Origin of the sequence: Methylopila henanensis, assembly GCF_042681025.1 — a bacterium.
In the GTDB taxonomy this organism is placed as follows: Bacteria; Pseudomonadota; Alphaproteobacteria; order Rhizobiales; family Methylopilaceae; genus Methylopila; species Methylopila henanensis.
This window is the reverse complement of record NZ_JBHUER010000010.1, coordinates 298,393-312,167: the sequence shown is the minus strand read 5'-3', so window position 1 is coordinate 312,167 and position 13,775 is coordinate 298,393. Positions and strand designations below refer to the sequence as shown.

Annotated in this window: 16 protein-coding genes; 11 read left to right on the top strand and 5 right to left on the bottom strand. The window is 71.0% G+C overall.

Features of this window, described 5'->3' with window-relative positions; all coding sequences use genetic code 11:
- Positions 1–18: 18 nt before the first annotated feature.
- The 4 genes from ACFSCV_RS14580 (at position 19) to ACFSCV_RS14565 (ending at position 4,020) form a co-directional block, all read left to right on the top strand.
- Positions 19–384, top strand: a complete 366-nt coding sequence (locus ACFSCV_RS14580; RefSeq protein WP_378800299.1) for a response regulator — start codon at positions 19–21, stop codon at positions 382–384.
- Between the two features lie 27 nt (positions 385–411).
- On the top strand, positions 412–1,554 hold the full coding sequence (locus ACFSCV_RS14575; RefSeq protein ID WP_378800298.1) for a protein-glutamate methylesterase/protein-glutamine glutaminase: 1,143 nt from the start codon (positions 412–414) through the stop codon (positions 1,552–1,554).
- Positions 1,551–2,408 carry a CheR family methyltransferase gene (locus ACFSCV_RS14570; protein WP_378800297.1) on the top strand — a complete coding sequence of 286 codons (858 nt, stop codon included), beginning with the start codon at positions 1,551–1,553 and terminating at the stop codon, positions 2,406–2,408. The genes ACFSCV_RS14575 and ACFSCV_RS14570 overlap by 4 nt, the downstream gene beginning before the upstream one ends.
- A gap of 94 nt (positions 2,409–2,502) precedes the next feature.
- Positions 2,503–4,020, top strand: a complete 1,518-nt coding sequence (locus ACFSCV_RS14565) for an EF-hand domain-containing protein (protein ID WP_378800296.1) — start codon at positions 2,503–2,505, stop codon at positions 4,018–4,020.
- 62 nt (positions 4,021–4,082) lie between these two features.
- On the opposite strand, the gene ctrA is transcribed toward ACFSCV_RS14565, so the two are convergent.
- Positions 4,083–4,784 (bottom strand): response regulator transcription factor CtrA, encoded by a 702-nt coding sequence (ctrA, locus tag ACFSCV_RS14560; protein WP_271199100.1) that lies wholly within the window; start codon positions 4,782–4,784, stop codon positions 4,083–4,085.
- Positions 4,785–5,159: 375 nt separating this feature from the next.
- Between ctrA and fliI the strand changes: the two genes are divergently transcribed.
- Together fliI and fliJ are read left to right on the top strand one after the other, a co-directional pair.
- Complete coding sequence (fliI, locus tag ACFSCV_RS14555) at positions 5,160–6,479, top strand: flagellar protein export ATPase FliI (protein ID WP_378800295.1); 1,320 nt, start codon at positions 5,160–5,162, stop codon at positions 6,477–6,479.
- Between the two features lie 30 nt (positions 6,480–6,509).
- Entirely contained in the window at positions 6,510–6,926 is a 417-nt protein-coding gene (gene fliJ, locus ACFSCV_RS14550) for a flagellar export protein FliJ (protein ID WP_378800748.1), read from the top strand.
- 33 nt (positions 6,927–6,959) lie between these two features.
- On the opposite strand, the gene ACFSCV_RS14545 is transcribed toward fliJ, so the two are convergent.
- A complete protein-coding gene (locus ACFSCV_RS14545; protein WP_378800294.1) occupies positions 6,960–7,400 on the bottom strand; it encodes a MarR family winged helix-turn-helix transcriptional regulator in 441 nt (146 codons plus the stop codon).
- 168 nt (positions 7,401–7,568) lie between these two features.
- On the opposite strand from ACFSCV_RS14545, the gene ACFSCV_RS14540 reads away from it, so the two are divergent.
- The gene (locus ACFSCV_RS14540; protein ID WP_378800293.1) at positions 7,569–7,997 is read left to right on the top strand and encodes an organic hydroperoxide resistance protein; all 429 of its coding nucleotides are present in this window, start codon (positions 7,569–7,571) and stop codon (positions 7,995–7,997) included.
- 7 nt (positions 7,998–8,004) lie between these two features.
- On the opposite strand, the gene ACFSCV_RS14535 is transcribed toward ACFSCV_RS14540, so the two are convergent.
- A complete protein-coding gene (locus tag ACFSCV_RS14535) occupies positions 8,005–9,066 on the bottom strand; it encodes a transglycosylase SLT domain-containing protein (protein WP_378800292.1) in 1,062 nt (353 codons plus the stop codon).
- 101 nt (positions 9,067–9,167) lie between these two features.
- Positions 9,168–10,133, bottom strand: a complete 966-nt coding sequence (locus tag ACFSCV_RS14530) for a LysR family transcriptional regulator (RefSeq protein WP_378800291.1) — start codon at positions 10,131–10,133, stop codon at positions 9,168–9,170.
- Between the two features lie 100 nt (positions 10,134–10,233).
- On the opposite strand from ACFSCV_RS14530, the gene ACFSCV_RS14525 reads away from it, so the two are divergent.
- Positions 10,234–10,563, top strand: a complete 330-nt coding sequence (locus ACFSCV_RS14525) for a hypothetical protein (RefSeq protein WP_378800290.1) — start codon at positions 10,234–10,236, stop codon at positions 10,561–10,563.
- Between the two features lie 134 nt (positions 10,564–10,697).
- Here the strand turns inward: ACFSCV_RS14525 and ACFSCV_RS14520 are convergent, their stop codons facing one another.
- Positions 10,698–11,483, bottom strand: a complete 786-nt coding sequence (locus tag ACFSCV_RS14520; RefSeq protein WP_378800289.1) for a helix-turn-helix transcriptional regulator — start codon at positions 11,481–11,483, stop codon at positions 10,698–10,700.
- Between the two features lie 64 nt (positions 11,484–11,547).
- On the opposite strand from ACFSCV_RS14520, the gene ACFSCV_RS14515 reads away from it, so the two are divergent.
- The 3 genes from ACFSCV_RS14515 (at position 11,548) to ACFSCV_RS14505 (ending at position 13,737) form a co-directional block, all read left to right on the top strand.
- Entirely contained in the window at positions 11,548–12,540 is a 993-nt protein-coding gene (locus ACFSCV_RS14515) for an MBL fold metallo-hydrolase (RefSeq protein ID WP_378800288.1), read from the top strand.
- 46 nt (positions 12,541–12,586) lie between these two features.
- The gene (locus tag ACFSCV_RS14510; RefSeq protein ID WP_378800287.1) at positions 12,587–13,267 is read left to right on the top strand and encodes a YoaK family protein; all 681 of its coding nucleotides are present in this window, start codon (positions 12,587–12,589) and stop codon (positions 13,265–13,267) included.
- Positions 13,268–13,431: 164 nt separating this feature from the next.
- On the top strand, positions 13,432–13,737 hold the full coding sequence (locus ACFSCV_RS14505; protein ID WP_378800286.1) for a hypothetical protein: 306 nt from the start codon (positions 13,432–13,434) through the stop codon (positions 13,735–13,737).
- Positions 13,738–13,775: the final 38 nt, after the last annotated feature.

Genomic DNA, 13,775 nt, shown 5'->3' with positions numbered 1-13,775 from the left:
CCCCTCAGGAGCCGGACCATGAAACACTGTCTCGTCGTCGACGACTCGAGCGTCATCCGCAAGGTCGCGCGGCGCATCCTCGAAGGCTACAGCTTCAAGATCTCCGAGGCCGAGAACGGCCAGAGCGCGCTCGCGCTCTGCAAGCAGGCGATGCCGGACGGCATCCTGCTCGACTGGAACATGCCGGTCATGGACGGCTACGAGTTCCTGGCGGAGCTGCGCTCGCTGCCGGGCGGCGACACGCCGAAGGTGGTGTTCTGCACCACCGAGAACGACGTCTCCTTCATCACCCGCGCGATGCGCGCCGGCGCGGACGAGTACGTCATGAAGCCGTTCGACAAGGAGATCATCGGCTCGAAGTTCGCCGAGGTCGGCCTGATCTGACGACGTCCCCTCAACGAGCGACGCGTCATGACATTCGCAGCGCATAGCATGTCCGCGGAGCCTCTCCGCATCCTGATCGTCGACGACAGCGCGGTGGTGCGCGGCGTCGTCGCGAAGTGGCTCGGGGAGGAGCCGGGCCTCGTCGTGGCCGGAACCAGCCGGACGGGGCTCGCGGCGGTCGCCGACGTCGTCCGCCTTCGCCCGCACGTGGCGGTCCTCGACGTCGAGATGCCCGACATGGACGGCGTGTCGGCGCTGCCGCTGCTGCTGAAGGCGCAGCCGGACCTCGCCGTGCTGATGGCGTCGTCGCTGACGCGCCGCAACGCCGACATCTCGCTCAGGTGCCTCGCGCTCGGCGCTGCCGATTTCATCGCGAAGCCCACGGCCGAGGTGGCGCAGTCCGACTACCGGCGCGACCTCGTCGCCAAAATCCGCGCGGTCGGCGAGCACGCCCTGCGCCGCGCGCGCATGCGGACGCCCGGCGCCGGGTTCGAGCCGCGCCCTGCGGCGCCGGCTCCCGCGCCCGCCGCGTCGAGCTTCGCCCCGGCCGCGCCCGCAGCCAGGTTCCGTCCGTTCTCAGCCGCCCCGGTGCGCGCAATCGCGATCGGCGCCTCGACCGGCGGCCCGCAGGCGCTGGCGGCGCTGCTCCACGCCATCGGGCCGTCGATCGCCCGCGTGCCGGTGCTCGTGACGCAGCACATGCCGGCCGCCTTCACCCCGACGCTCGCCGAGCATCTCGGCGCCGCGAGCGGACGGCCCGGCCGCGAGGCCGCGCACGGCCAGCCGCTGGAGCCGGGCGTCATCCATGTCGCGCCGGGCGGCAAGCACCTGACCGTCGCGCTGAAGGGCGGAGCGGCCTTCGCTTCGATCGACGACGGGCCCGCGGAGAACTTCTGCAAGCCCTCGGTCGACCCGACCTTCCGCACCGCCGCCGCGGCCTACGGCTCGGGCCTGCTCGCCGTGATGCTGACGGGCATGGGCTCGGACGGCGCGGCGGGCGTGCGCGCCGTCGCCTCCGCCGGAGGCTCCGTGATCGCGCAGGACGAAGCCACAAGCGTCGTCTGGGGCATGCCGGGCGCCGCCGTCGCGACCGGCTGCTGCGCCGCCGTTCTGCCGCTGCCCGCCATCGGGTCTCGGATCGCCCGCCTGATCGCCGGAGAGCGCGCATGACGCCGACGGAATTCGCCTTCCTCGCGCGCTTCCTCAAGGAGCGGTCGGGCATCGTGATCGGCGAGGACAAGCGCTACCTCGTCGAGAGCCGCCTCGGGCCGATCGCCCGCAAGGCCGGTATCGCCTCCCTGTCGGAGCTCGCGCAGCGGCTGATGCGCGGCGGCGACACCGCGCTCGCCCAGTCGGTGGTCGAGGCGATGACCACCAACGAGACGTTCTTCTTCCGCGACGGCGCGCCGTTCACGCAGTTCTCCGACGTGCTGCTGCCGGAGTTCGCGAAGACCCGCGCCGCCCAGAAGCGCGTGCGGATTTGGTGCGCGGCCTGCTCCACGGGCCAGGAGCCGTACTCGCTCGCCATGGCGCTCGAGGACAAGGCGGCGCAGTACCCCGGCTGGCGGTTCGAGATCGTCGCGACCGATCTCGCGAGCGAGGTGGTCGATCGCGCCCGCACCGGCCTGTTCAGCCAGTTCGAGGTCCAGCGCGGGCTGCCGATCAAGCTGCTGCTGAAGCATTTCACCCAGGAGGGCGACCGCTGGCGGATCGCCGCGAAGCTCAGGGAGCGGGTGCAGTTCCGCACGCTCAACCTGCTGCGCGACTTCTCCCCGCTCGGTCAGTTCGACGTCGTGTTCTGCCGCAACGTGCTTATCTACTTCGACGAGCCGACCAAGGCCGACATCCTCGGCCGGATCGGCAAGCAGCTCGCTCCGGACGGAGCGCTGCTGCTGGGCTCGGCCGAGACCGTGCTCGGCCTCAACGCCGCGTTCCGCCCGCATCCGAGCCACCGCGGCCTGTTCGTACCCACGCCGCCCGGCGCCGCGCCCTCCGCCTTCCGCCTCGCCTCCGCGGTCCGCTGACGGCGGACGTCCTACGCGGTGTAAACCCTGTTGGCGGACGCCGCTGGCGAGGTCGTCCTGCTCCTTGCTACTTCTCCGTTGTTCGAGAACGGAGATGCGTCCTGTGATTGTCCGTCCTTCGCGGCTCGCCGCCCTCGCCATTCTTATGACGCTCGCGCCAGGCGGCGCGGCGGCCCAGGATTCCGGACCGCAACTGTCGCCCGAGTTCGCCCGCTATCTGCGGTCAGGCCTCTATGTCGAGCAGTTCGTCGCCGAGGCGCTGCGGCCGTTCCGGGCGGCTGACGTCGGCAATGACGGTCTCGACGCCGCCGACGTCGCGCTGGCCCGCCGGCGGCTCGACGCGTTCGGTCGGGCGCAGAACGCATCTCTCTTCGTCGGCGCCGACCTCGACGGCGACGGCGTTCTGTCGCAGGAGGAGCGTGAGCTTGCGCGGCTGGGGCCTGCGGGGGCGCGAGCGCCGGGAGCGAAGGACGAGCGGTTCGACCGGCTCGACCGCGACGGCGACGGTCGCATCACGTTGCAGGACGCCGTGTCGGCTCCCGGCCCGTCCTCGGTCTTTCGCGGCGTCGGCGAAGGTTCGGTCGAGCCGTTCATGGCGTTCGACAGCGACGGGGACGGGCGCGTCATGGCGTCCGAGGCCGAGCAGGCCCTGCGCCGGATCTTCTCCATCGTCGACCGTAACGGCGACGGCCTGATCGCGACCGAGGAGTTTCAGGCGGCTCAGGCCCCGCTCCGGATCGCGGCGATCGAGAAGAACGCGCCGTCCTGCGAGGTTCCGCGCGTGGCCGACGGCCAGCAGATCGTCGCGTTCGGGCTGAGCGGAGGCGACGCCGTGCCGACTGCGACCGTCGTGGGGCAGAACGAGGACAGCACGACTGCGGAGCTCGTGATCGAGGAGGGCGACCAGCCGCTCTACATCGTCCTGACGTCCGGCGACGCCATGATCTGGCGCGTGGCGGGCGCGAAGGACCGCGTGGCGCGGCTCGTGCTCGCTTCCGCCAAGGCCGGGCCGTCCGGCCTCTCGGCCGCGGGGGTGGTCGGCCTGCCGGCGGACAAGGTGATGGTCGCCCCTCGGGGCTGCTTCGGCTCCTTTAGCAAGCCCGGTTCGCCGGAAGCTGACGCCGCCCGATCTGCGCTGCGGCGCGCGCTGGGCCGGGCTCCAGACGCGTTCGGCGGCGCATACAAGGCCACCGCCCTCACGCTTCCCGCGATGACCGTTGCGAAGGCGTCGCGTAAGCCGGACGATGCGCCGGCTGGTTTCGACCCGCGGACCTGGCGCGACGCGCTACGGTTCGCTCCGGGCGGGGTGGTGGAGATCGACCCCGCCACGGTCGTGGCGGGCGCGCCGGTCGTCGCCTATGAGGTGCTGCCGCAGCAGGTGGGGCTCGCCAAGCTCGTGGGCGAGGGCGCGATCGAACGCGTTGGCGGAACCTTCCGGATCGTCAAGCCTATCCCGCGCTTTCCGGCTGGGCTCGCGGGCGCGCATTCGGTCGGCTTCTCGCTCGCGCCCGGCGTGCCCCGGCCAAAGGGCGATTTGGGTCATTCCTGCATCGCCGTCGAGGACGGTTCCGAGCCCGCTTCAGGCCGCTTCGGCTGCCGCGGCAGGCCCTGAAACGACGAAGCCCCGGACCGAGGGTCCGGGGCTTCGCGAAACGGCGCGTCGGGAGCCGCGCGTCAGGCGATGGCGCGGGTCTCGTCCTCGTTGGGCTCGCGCAGCACGTAGCCGCGGCCCCAGACGGTCTCGATGTAGTTCTTGCCGTTGGTGGCGTTGGCGAGCTTCTTCCGGAGCTTGCAGATGAAGACGTCGATGATCTTCAGCTCCGGCTCGTCCATGCCGCCGTAGAGATGGTTGAGGAACATCTCCTTGGTGAGCGTCGAGCCCTTCCTGAGGCTCAGCAGCTCCAGCATCTGGTATTCCTTGCCCGTCAGGTGCACCCGGGCGCCGCCGACCTCGACGGTCTTGGTGTCGAGGTTCACGATCAGGTCGCCGGTGGTGATGACCGACTGAGCGTGGCCCTTCGACCGGCGCACGATGGCGTGGATGCGGGCGACCATCTCGTCCTTGTGGAACGGCTTGGTCATGTAGTCGTCGGCGCCGACGCCGAGGCCGCGGACCTTGTCCTCGATGCCGGCGAGGCCGGAGAGGATCAGGATCGGCGTCTTGATCTTCGCGACCCGAAGCGCGCGGAGCACTTCGTAGCCCGACATGTCGGGCAGGTTCAGGTCGAGCAGAATGATGTCGTAGTCATAGAGCTTGCCGAGGTCGATGCCCTCTTCCCCGAGCTCCGTCGTATAGACGTTGAAGCTTTCGGACTTGAGCATCAACTCGATGCTCTGCGCCGTGGCGCTATCGTCCTCAATCAGAAGAACGCGCATGCGAATCCTCCACCGATGCCCGCGTGGCCTGCCTCGGCGACGCCGAGCCCGGCACGGTGAACCGATCGTTTAAAGTCCGATTCAAGCTTAACGACCATTAGTTAACAGAAGGTGATTCTGCGCCGCAAGCTTGATCTCATTTGGGGCGCATTTCTTCATAAAGTGATGAAAATCAGCACGTTACGGAGAAATGCAAACTCACTTCAAACCTTAAGAAAAGCGCCTAACCGACTCTTCCGACTCAAACTTCCGAGCCGGCGTTACGGTTTCCGCACCCTTAAGCGTTGGGGCCATGATTGGGCGTGGCGGTAAACGAAGCGTTACGCTAGGCGCAGTCTCGGCAATGATTCGCTAGGGATTGGGGAAAAGCCGCCGATGCAGGGGCTGATCGAGGCGATCGAGGCGACGCCGGAGCGCGAGGTCTACGGGCGCGTGGTCGGCGTGCGCGGCCTCCTGGTCGAGGTCGCGGGGCCGCTCGGCGCGATGGCGATCGGCGGTCGGGTGACGATCGAGGCCGCCAACGGCCGCGGCACCGACTGCGAGGTGGTCGGGTTCCAGGGCGACAAGGCGCTGCTGATGCCGTTCGCGCCGCTCGAGGGCGTGCGCCGCGGGTGCCGCGCGGTGGTCGGCTCGGCCCAGCCCGGCGTTCGCCCGGCGCGCTCCTGGCTCGGCCGCGTGATCGACGGCATGGGCGCGCCGATCGACGGCAAGGGCCCGCTCAAGGAAGGCCCGCTGCTCTATCCCTACCGCGCGCCTCCCCCGCCGGCGCACGCCCGCCGGCGCGTCGGCGAGCCGCTCGACCTCGGGGTGAGGGCGCTCAACACCTTCGTCACCTGCTGCGCGGGGCAGCGCATGGGCATCTTCGCGGGATCCGGCGTCGGCAAGTCGGTGCTGCTCGCCATGCTCGCCCGCAACACCGCCTGCGACGCCGCCGTGATCGGCCTGATCGGCGAGCGTGGCCGCGAGGTGCAGGAGTTCCTGCAGGACGACCTCGGCGAGGCCGGCCTGTCGCGCTCGATCGTGGTGGTCGCGACCTCCGACGAGCCCGCGCTCAAGCGCCGGCAGGCGGCCTATCTCACGCTTACGCTCGCGGAGGCCTTCCGCGACGAGGGGCTGGACGTGCTGTGTATGATGGACAGCGTGACCCGCTTCGCCATGGCGCAGCGCGAGATCGGCCTCGCCACCGGCGAGCCGCCGACCACCAAGGGCTACACCCCCACCGTGTTCGCCGAACTGCCCCGGCTGCTCGAGCGCGCGGGGCCCGGCACGGGGGAGGGGACCGTCACGGGCGTCTTCACCGTGCTCGTGGACGGCGACGACCACAACGAGCCGGTGGCCGACGCCGTGCGCGGCATCCTCGACGGCCACATCGTGATGGAGCGCGCGATCGCGGAGCGGGGCCGCTATCCCGCGATCAACATCCTCAAATCGGTGTCCCGCACCATGCCGCGCTCGACGCCGGAGGAGCGGCGGCCGCTGATCGCCCAGGCGCGCCGCGCCATGGCGACCTTCACCGACATGGAGGAGTTGATCCGCCTCGGCGCCTACCGTCCGGGATCGAGCGCGGAGGTCGACGACGCCATCGCGCTGAACGGGCCGATGGAGCGCTTTCTGGCGCAGGGTAAGGAAGAAGCAACGCGTCTCGGCGAAGGGTATGCCCAGCTTGCTTCGATCTTAGGCGTTTCGGAAACCTGACGCTAACCCGCGTGTGCTTCCATGTCCGACATGAAATCCAGAGACACCCTGCTCAAGCTCAAGCGCTTCCAGGTCGACGAAAAACGTCGGCAGGCGGCGCAGATCGAATCCATGATCGCCGAATTCGAGCGCATGGCCGGCGACCTCGACCGCGAGATCGCGCAGGAGCAGGAGCGGGCGGGCATCCATGACGTCGCCCACTACGCCTATCCGACCTACGCCAAGGCGGCGAAGGTTCGGCGCGACAATCTGATGCGCTCCGCCGACGAGCTGCGCGGCCAGCTCGCCGACGCGCAAGGAGCGCTTGCCGAGGCGTTCGAGGAGCTCAAGAAGATCGAGATCCTCGAGGAGCGCGACACCGCGCGCGAAAAGCTCGCCGAAGCCGCCCGTGACCAGGCCGAGATGGACCGCATCGGGCTGACGCCCGTCGAGCTGCGCGCGAGCTGAGGCTGGCCCGCGGGCCATCCCTTCACGATTCGATCAGCGTCCGTTCAGGGCGTCTCTGAGCCGGGCGATCTCGTCGCGCAGGCGTCCGATGTCCTCCGGGGCGGCGGCCGAGCCGAGCGCGCCGACGATGCTCTCGGGCACGCTCGCGGCCTTCAGGCGCAACGCGCGGCCTTCGTCCGTGAGATGCACGCGGACCTGCCGCTCGTCTTCGGCGTCCCGACGGCGGGTGACGAGCCCCGCGGCCTCCAGCCGCTTCAGCAGCGGCGTCAGCGTGTTCGATTCCAGAAAGAGCTGTTCGCCGAGCGCGCCGACGGTCACGCCGTCCTTCGCCCACAGCGCCACCATCGCCAGGTACTGGGGATAGGTCAGGCCGATGGCGTCGAGCGCCGGCTTGTAGGCGCGGTTGAAGGCGCCGTTCGCGGTGTAGATCGCGAAACAGACGAACTCGTCGAGGCTGAGGGAGGGCGCGGACATGCGCGCATCATGCCACAGATGATAGATCGCGTGCGATATAATCCCATGCGATAGGGCTGGTCAGCCATGTGTGTATATATATCGTGTACGATCAAATCGTGTGAGATAAGGAATGGGTCGCGGCCGGGTCACGGTCGTTCCAGAGCCTCGTCCAACAGGAGACGTTCGATGAAGATCATCTATTCCACCCAGGCGCGCGCGACCGGCGGCGGGCGCGACGGCAAGTCTGCGACGCTCGACGGCAATCTCGCCGTCTCGCTGTCGGTTCCGAAGCAGATGGGCGGCGCGGGCGGGGAGGGGACCAACCCCGAGCAGCTTTTCGCGGTCGGCTACGCCGCGTGCTTCCTCGGCGCGGTGCGCTTCGTCGGCGGGCGCGACAAGATCGCGGTTCCGGCGGACGCCAACGTGACGTCAACGGTTGGCTTCGGCCCGCGCGACGACGGCAAGGGTTTCGGCATCGACGTGGCGCTCGAGGTCTCGCTGCCCGGCCTCGACCAAGGGACGGCCGAGGACCTCGTGGCGCGCGCGCATGTGGTCTGCCCCTATTCGGAGGCGACGCGCGGCAATCTCGACGTGAAGCTGACGGTGGTCGTTTGAGCGACGGCTACTTCGGCGGGCCGAAGCGGCGGGGCTTCGCCCGCGGGGCGACCGCCGCCGGCTCGATCGCGCCGGTGACGATCTGCGGCTCCCGCTCGGGCGGCAACGGCGCGACGACGGCTGCGGTCTGCGTCGCCGCCGTGGCCCGCACGGCCGCCGTCGCCGGAACGGCGACGGGCGTCGCTGCGGCGGTCTGGCGCGGAGCGGTCGGCGGAAGCGGAACCGCTACGGCGCCCGCGCGTGCAGGCGTCGCCATGTCGACGAGTTCGGCCGGCGCGCCGAGCGCGCGCGAGCCGGCGTAGGCCTGCGCCTCGCGAACGGGCGAGGCCGGCTGGACCGCCGCGACCCGCGACAGGCCGCCGATCGCGTCGGCCGCGCCCGCCACGCGGGCGTTGGCGGCGGGCGAGGTCGTGGCGGCCGGCCGCGTCGCCGCCACGGGCGGAACCGGAACGGCGGCGGGAGCGACCGGGGCCACGGAGGCCAGGACCGGACGCGCGTCGGCGCCGATCACGCGCGGAGCCGGCGGCGCGGCCGGGGTCGTCGACGCGATGCGCGTCTCGACCCGCGCGGCGGGCGCCGGGGCGGTCGCGGGAGGCGTCGCCGCCGCGACTTGGGCGGGCGGAGGCCCGAACTTGCCGTTCCGGCCGAGGCCGATCGCGGCGAGCATGCCCTTGCGCTTGGCGTCGTAATAGTAGCCGCTGGCGTAGAAGCGGACCGCCTTGTCCTCGTCGCCGCCCGCCACCTTGTAGGCGCCGGCGAGGTAGCGCACGGCGTAGGCGAGGTTGGTGTCGGCGTCGAACAGGCCGGACGCGTCGCCCTGATAGCCCATGGACTTCGCGGTCGCGTGCTTGATCTGCATCATGCCGTAATGGCCGCGGTTGTAGGCGCGCGGGTTGTAGCGGCTCTCGCGCATGATGACGCGGCGCACGAGGCGTTCCGGCACGCCGTTCGCGGAGGAATGCTTCGCGACGATGGCGTCGAATCTCGCGGCGTCCGCGGGCGCGCTCTGCGCCGAGGCGCCATGCGCGCATGCGACCGCCATGGCGATCCCGAACAGCCCTGCCTTCACGCTTCGCGTCCCTACGCCGTCGCACGAACGCTCTTGATCGGCCGCAATTGAGTCCATTGCGTGGCGGGGGCGCGGCGCGCGGATGAGGCGACGCCCCGGCCTTATTCCTCGTCGGCCTTGCTGAGCCAGAGATTGAGGCTGGGCGGCCGGGAGTCACTCAGCTTCCGGATCGTGTCGCGCAGCCAGCGGTGGCCGGCGTCGCCGTCGTAGGAGGCGTGCCAGATCATCGACACTGAGACGTCCGGCAGCAGGATCGGCGCGGGGCTCACCGTCAGGTCGAGCGCGTCGGCGAAGAAGCGCGCCACCCGCGCGTGCATGGTGGCGATGACCGGCGCCTGCTTCACCACGAAGGGCACGGCGGTGAAGCGCGGCGAGGTCAGCGCGATCACGCGGCTGAGCCCGATCTTGGCGAGCGCGTCGTCGACCACGCCGTGCGCGCTCTCGACCAGGCTCGTCAGCACATGCGGCAGGCGGACATAGTCCTCGATGGTGATCGGCGGCTCGATCCCCACCAGGCCGGCGTTGAAGATGCAGACGTAGCTGTCGCGGTGCAGCAGCCGGCGCTTGTGCTGCAGCCCGCCGTCGTCGAACAGGCCGATGCCGAGCTCCACCCGGTCGGCGTCGAGGTCCTGCAGGATGCGGATGCGGTCGATGCTCCGTATGAGCAGCCGCACGCCGGGCGCGATCTCGCGCAGATGCGCGAGCAGCGACGGGATCAGCAGCACCTCGGTGCTGTCCGGCATGCCGATGACGAAGGTGCGGTCGGAGGTCGCGGGATCGAACGCGTCGTCCCGCGCCACGATGGACGTGACCTGCGCCAGCGCCGAGCGCACCGGCTCCACCAGATCCAACGCCCGCGGCGTCGGCTGCATGCCGTTCGGACCGCGGATCAGAAGCTCGTCGCCGAACAGCGCCCGCAGCCGCGCCAGCGCGTGGCTGGTCGCGGACTGCCCGAGCCCCAGCCGCACCGCGGCGCGCGTGACGCTGCGCTCCGTCATCAGCGCGTCGAAGGCGACGAGCAGGTTGAGGTCGAAGCGGCTTAAATCGATATGGTCAATAGAGCGCATCGATCCAATCGGTTGGATTCATGACGAAAGGATAGGCATCTTCGGCCTCAGACAGCGGCACGGGATCGTCCCGCCGCGCCCCATCCGGAAGATGACCACCATGATCACTCGTATCGCAACCGCCGCCGCCGTCCTCGCCGGTCTGACCGCCTCGGCTTCGGCCGTCGAGCTGCAGCCGGGCGCGGCGAGCCGCATCGAGCTCGGCGCCCGCGCCGGCATCGCCTACTACACGGTGTCGCCCGCAGGCTACCGCGTCGTCGCCGGCATCGCCCGCAAGGCGGACTCCCCCTCGCTGCGCTTCGAGACGACTCTCGCCGCCGGCCAGCGGGTTCTGGTCTCCGCTCCGCAGGAGCTCGGACAGCCCGCCACCTCGGTCGAGATCTTCCGCGAGGGCGACCGCGTCTTCATCGGCGCGCCGGGCACCAACTGACCGGGCGCGAGCGGGCGCTCCACGTCGCGGAGCGCCCGCCGCCGCGACCTCCGGGGGGCACTGGAGGTCTAGGATCGGCGGCAGGGGTTGGGGCCCAGCGCCGGCTGCCTGTACGGGGCGGACCGGCGATCGGTTCACCGCCCCGCCGGGGCGCGCGGCTTCGTCAGGCTGACGGATGCCGCCGCGCCGAAGGTCGCGCGGAAATGGCGCGCGAAATGGGCCTGGTCCGCGAACCCGGCCGCATGGGCCGCGGTGGTGAAGTTCGAGCCTTCCACGATCTCGGCGATCGCGCGGCGCATGCGCGCCCAGGCGCGGTAGCGCCGGAACGGGACGCCGACCTCCTGCGTGAACAGATGCTGCAATCTTGAGGGCGACAGCCCCGCCGAGCGCGCCAGCCGATCGAGCGGCGCCCCGGCGCGGTCGAGCGCGCGCGCGGTCGCCGCGACCCGCGGGTCGATCGCCCGGCGCGCGCGGGCCTGCGCGAAGGCCAGCGCGTCGTCGAGGCCCTCGTCCACGAAGTCGAGCGCGTCCCGGCGCTCGTGCAGCTCGCGGGCGAACGTCTGGACCATGGAGCGGCCGACGAGGACCCCGTCGCGCTCGGAAGGCGCCGCGACGAGGCTCGCCAGCGCCGCCGGACCGCCGGCGTCCGGCTCCGCGTAGAGGACGAACACCGGCTCGCCGTCGAGGCGCAGTTCGTGCACCACGCCGGCGGGGATCATCGCGGCCTCGCAGGCGAGCCAGCCGCCTCCCGGCAGCCTCAGGCCGAACGGCCCTCCCAGGCTCGACAGGAACACCGGCGCGCCATGCTGGTGCGGCGCGTTGTAGACCAGCGGGCCGACGAACAGCGTGCGCCCGGCGCCGAGCCGCCACAGCGGCCCGAGCGCCGCCGGCCCAGGCGCGGCCGCAGCGGCTTCGTACAAGCGCGATCCTCCCGACGGCCGTATGGCTCGACCTTGTCCGACCACCATCGAGCCGAGGCCGACCATGCGCAAGTCCACCGAGGGCGTCACCCGCCGCGCCGTCGCGATCGGCCTTCTGGCCGCGCCAGCCCTGCTGCGGGCAAGACCAGCCACCGCGGCGGCGCCGCGGCTCGGGCCGGCGGAGCCCGCCTTCCGCCGCCTGACGCTCGGCGCCTTCGAGATCACCGTCCTCAGCGACGCCGACGCGATGATCGACGGCCCGTGGCCGATCGTCGGCGAGGACCGGCCGAAGGAGGAGGTGGAGGCGCTGATGCGCGCGAACCTGCTGCCGCCGGCCCGGTTCCGGCCGGGCTTCAGCCCGGTCGTGGTCAACACGGGCCGGGAGCTCGTGCTGATCGACGCCGGCAACGGCGCGGAAGGCTTCGTCCCGCGCCCGGCCGGGGGCCGGCTGATCGACAGCCTCAGGGCGGCGGGCGTCACGCCCGGGGACATCGACGTCGTCGCGCTGACCCATTGCCACGTCGACCACATCGGCGGGCTGATGGAGGCGGGGGCGGCGGCGTTCCCCAACGCCCGCTACGCCTTAGGCGCGCGCGAGCACGCCTTCTGGGCCGACGACGCCCGCCTCGGCGCGCCGAAGGGCGGGGTTGAACGCAACTCCGCGCTGCTGTTCCGCAAGTTCATGCCGCCGCTCGCCGCGCGGACCACTTTCCTCAAGCCCGGCGACGAGGTCGCGCCGGGAATCGGCGCCGTCGCGGCCCACGGCCACACGCCGGGGCATCTCGCCTACCATCTCGAGAGCGAGGGAAAGCGGCTGCTCGTCTGGGGCGACTGCGCCCATCACGAGGTGGCGTCGCTCGCGCATCCCGAATGGAGCGCGCTGTTCGACATGGACAAAGCGGAAGGCGCGGCGACGCGCCGGCGCGTCTACGAGATGGCGGCGGCGGAACGGCTGCCGGTGCTGGGCTATCACACGTCGTTTCCCTCGCTCGGCTTCGTGGAGCGGGCGGGGAGCGCCTATCGCTGGCTGCCCGTCACCTATCAGCTCGCGGAGTGACGGATCGGGATTGACGTCGCGGCCGCCGCGCCGTCCACTTCGGGCCATGAGGCTCCTCCTCCTCGTACTGCTCAGCTTCAACGCCGGCTATGTGGACGCGGCGGGCTTCCTCGCGTTGCACGGCCTGTTCACGACTCATGTCACCGGCAATTTCGTCACGCTCGGCGCGGCGGTCGCCATGGGCGCGACCGGCGTGCTCGCCAAGCTTCTGGCGCTGCCGCTGTTCTGCGTGGTCGTGCTCGTGGCGCGCCTCGCCGGGATCGGCATGGAGCGCAGGGGCTGGCCGGTGACGCGGATCATGTTCGCGCTTCAGGCCGTCCTTCTGGTCGCCGCGGCCGTGCTCTCGGTCCGGCTCGGCCCGTTCCCGGACGGCGACGCCTGGCCGGCGCTCGCGACCGGCGGCGCGCTGGTCGCCGCCATGGCGATCCAGAACGCGGTGCATCGCGTCCGGCTCGCGAGCCTGCCGCCCTCGACCGTGATGACCGGCCCCACGACTCAGATGATGGTCGACCTCGGCGACCTGATGCGGCCGATCCGGCCGGAGGCGCGGGCGGCGGCGAAGAAGCGGCTCGGGCCGACGGGGCTGAGCGTCGCCGCTTTCGCGATCGGCTGCGGCGCGGGAGCGCTGGTTTTCGTCGCCGCGCCGCTGTGGTGCTTCGCGCCGGCGCCGGTCGTGTCGCTGCTGACCTTCGCCGTGGCGAGCCGGAAGGCGACGGAAGGCGGCTGAAACGCGAGAGCCCGGAGGGGGTTAGACTTCCGTCGTACGTGTCATCGACGTGGTCGATAGTCAGTATCGAACCGATCGGTTTGATTCATGAAAAGGGCGGTAGCAAATTACGGTCCAAGAGACGGCGGGGTCGGCCCCGCCGCGCAGCTTCAAGGACCTGAGCCATGATCCGCACCGCTTCCATCGCCGCCGTTCTGGCGGCCCTCGTCTCCGCTCCGGCGCTCGCCAGCGACCTGACCTCCAACGTCGACGCACCGAAGGCCCCGTTCCGGGTCAGCGCGGCCGACGCGGCCTCGACCCAGTCGGCCGGCACCGTCGGCGCGATGCATGTCGCGGTCGCCGGCCGCGCCACCAGCCTCGCCGAGGTCCAGCGCGAAAGCCGCTACCTCCTGACCGCGGCCAACGGCGTCTGGCTCGCCGCCCAGCCGGCGGTCCAGGCCGACGCTTCGGTCGCGAAGCCCGGCTCGTAACGGCCCACCGGTTCCCCGACCGGACTGAACGACGGGGG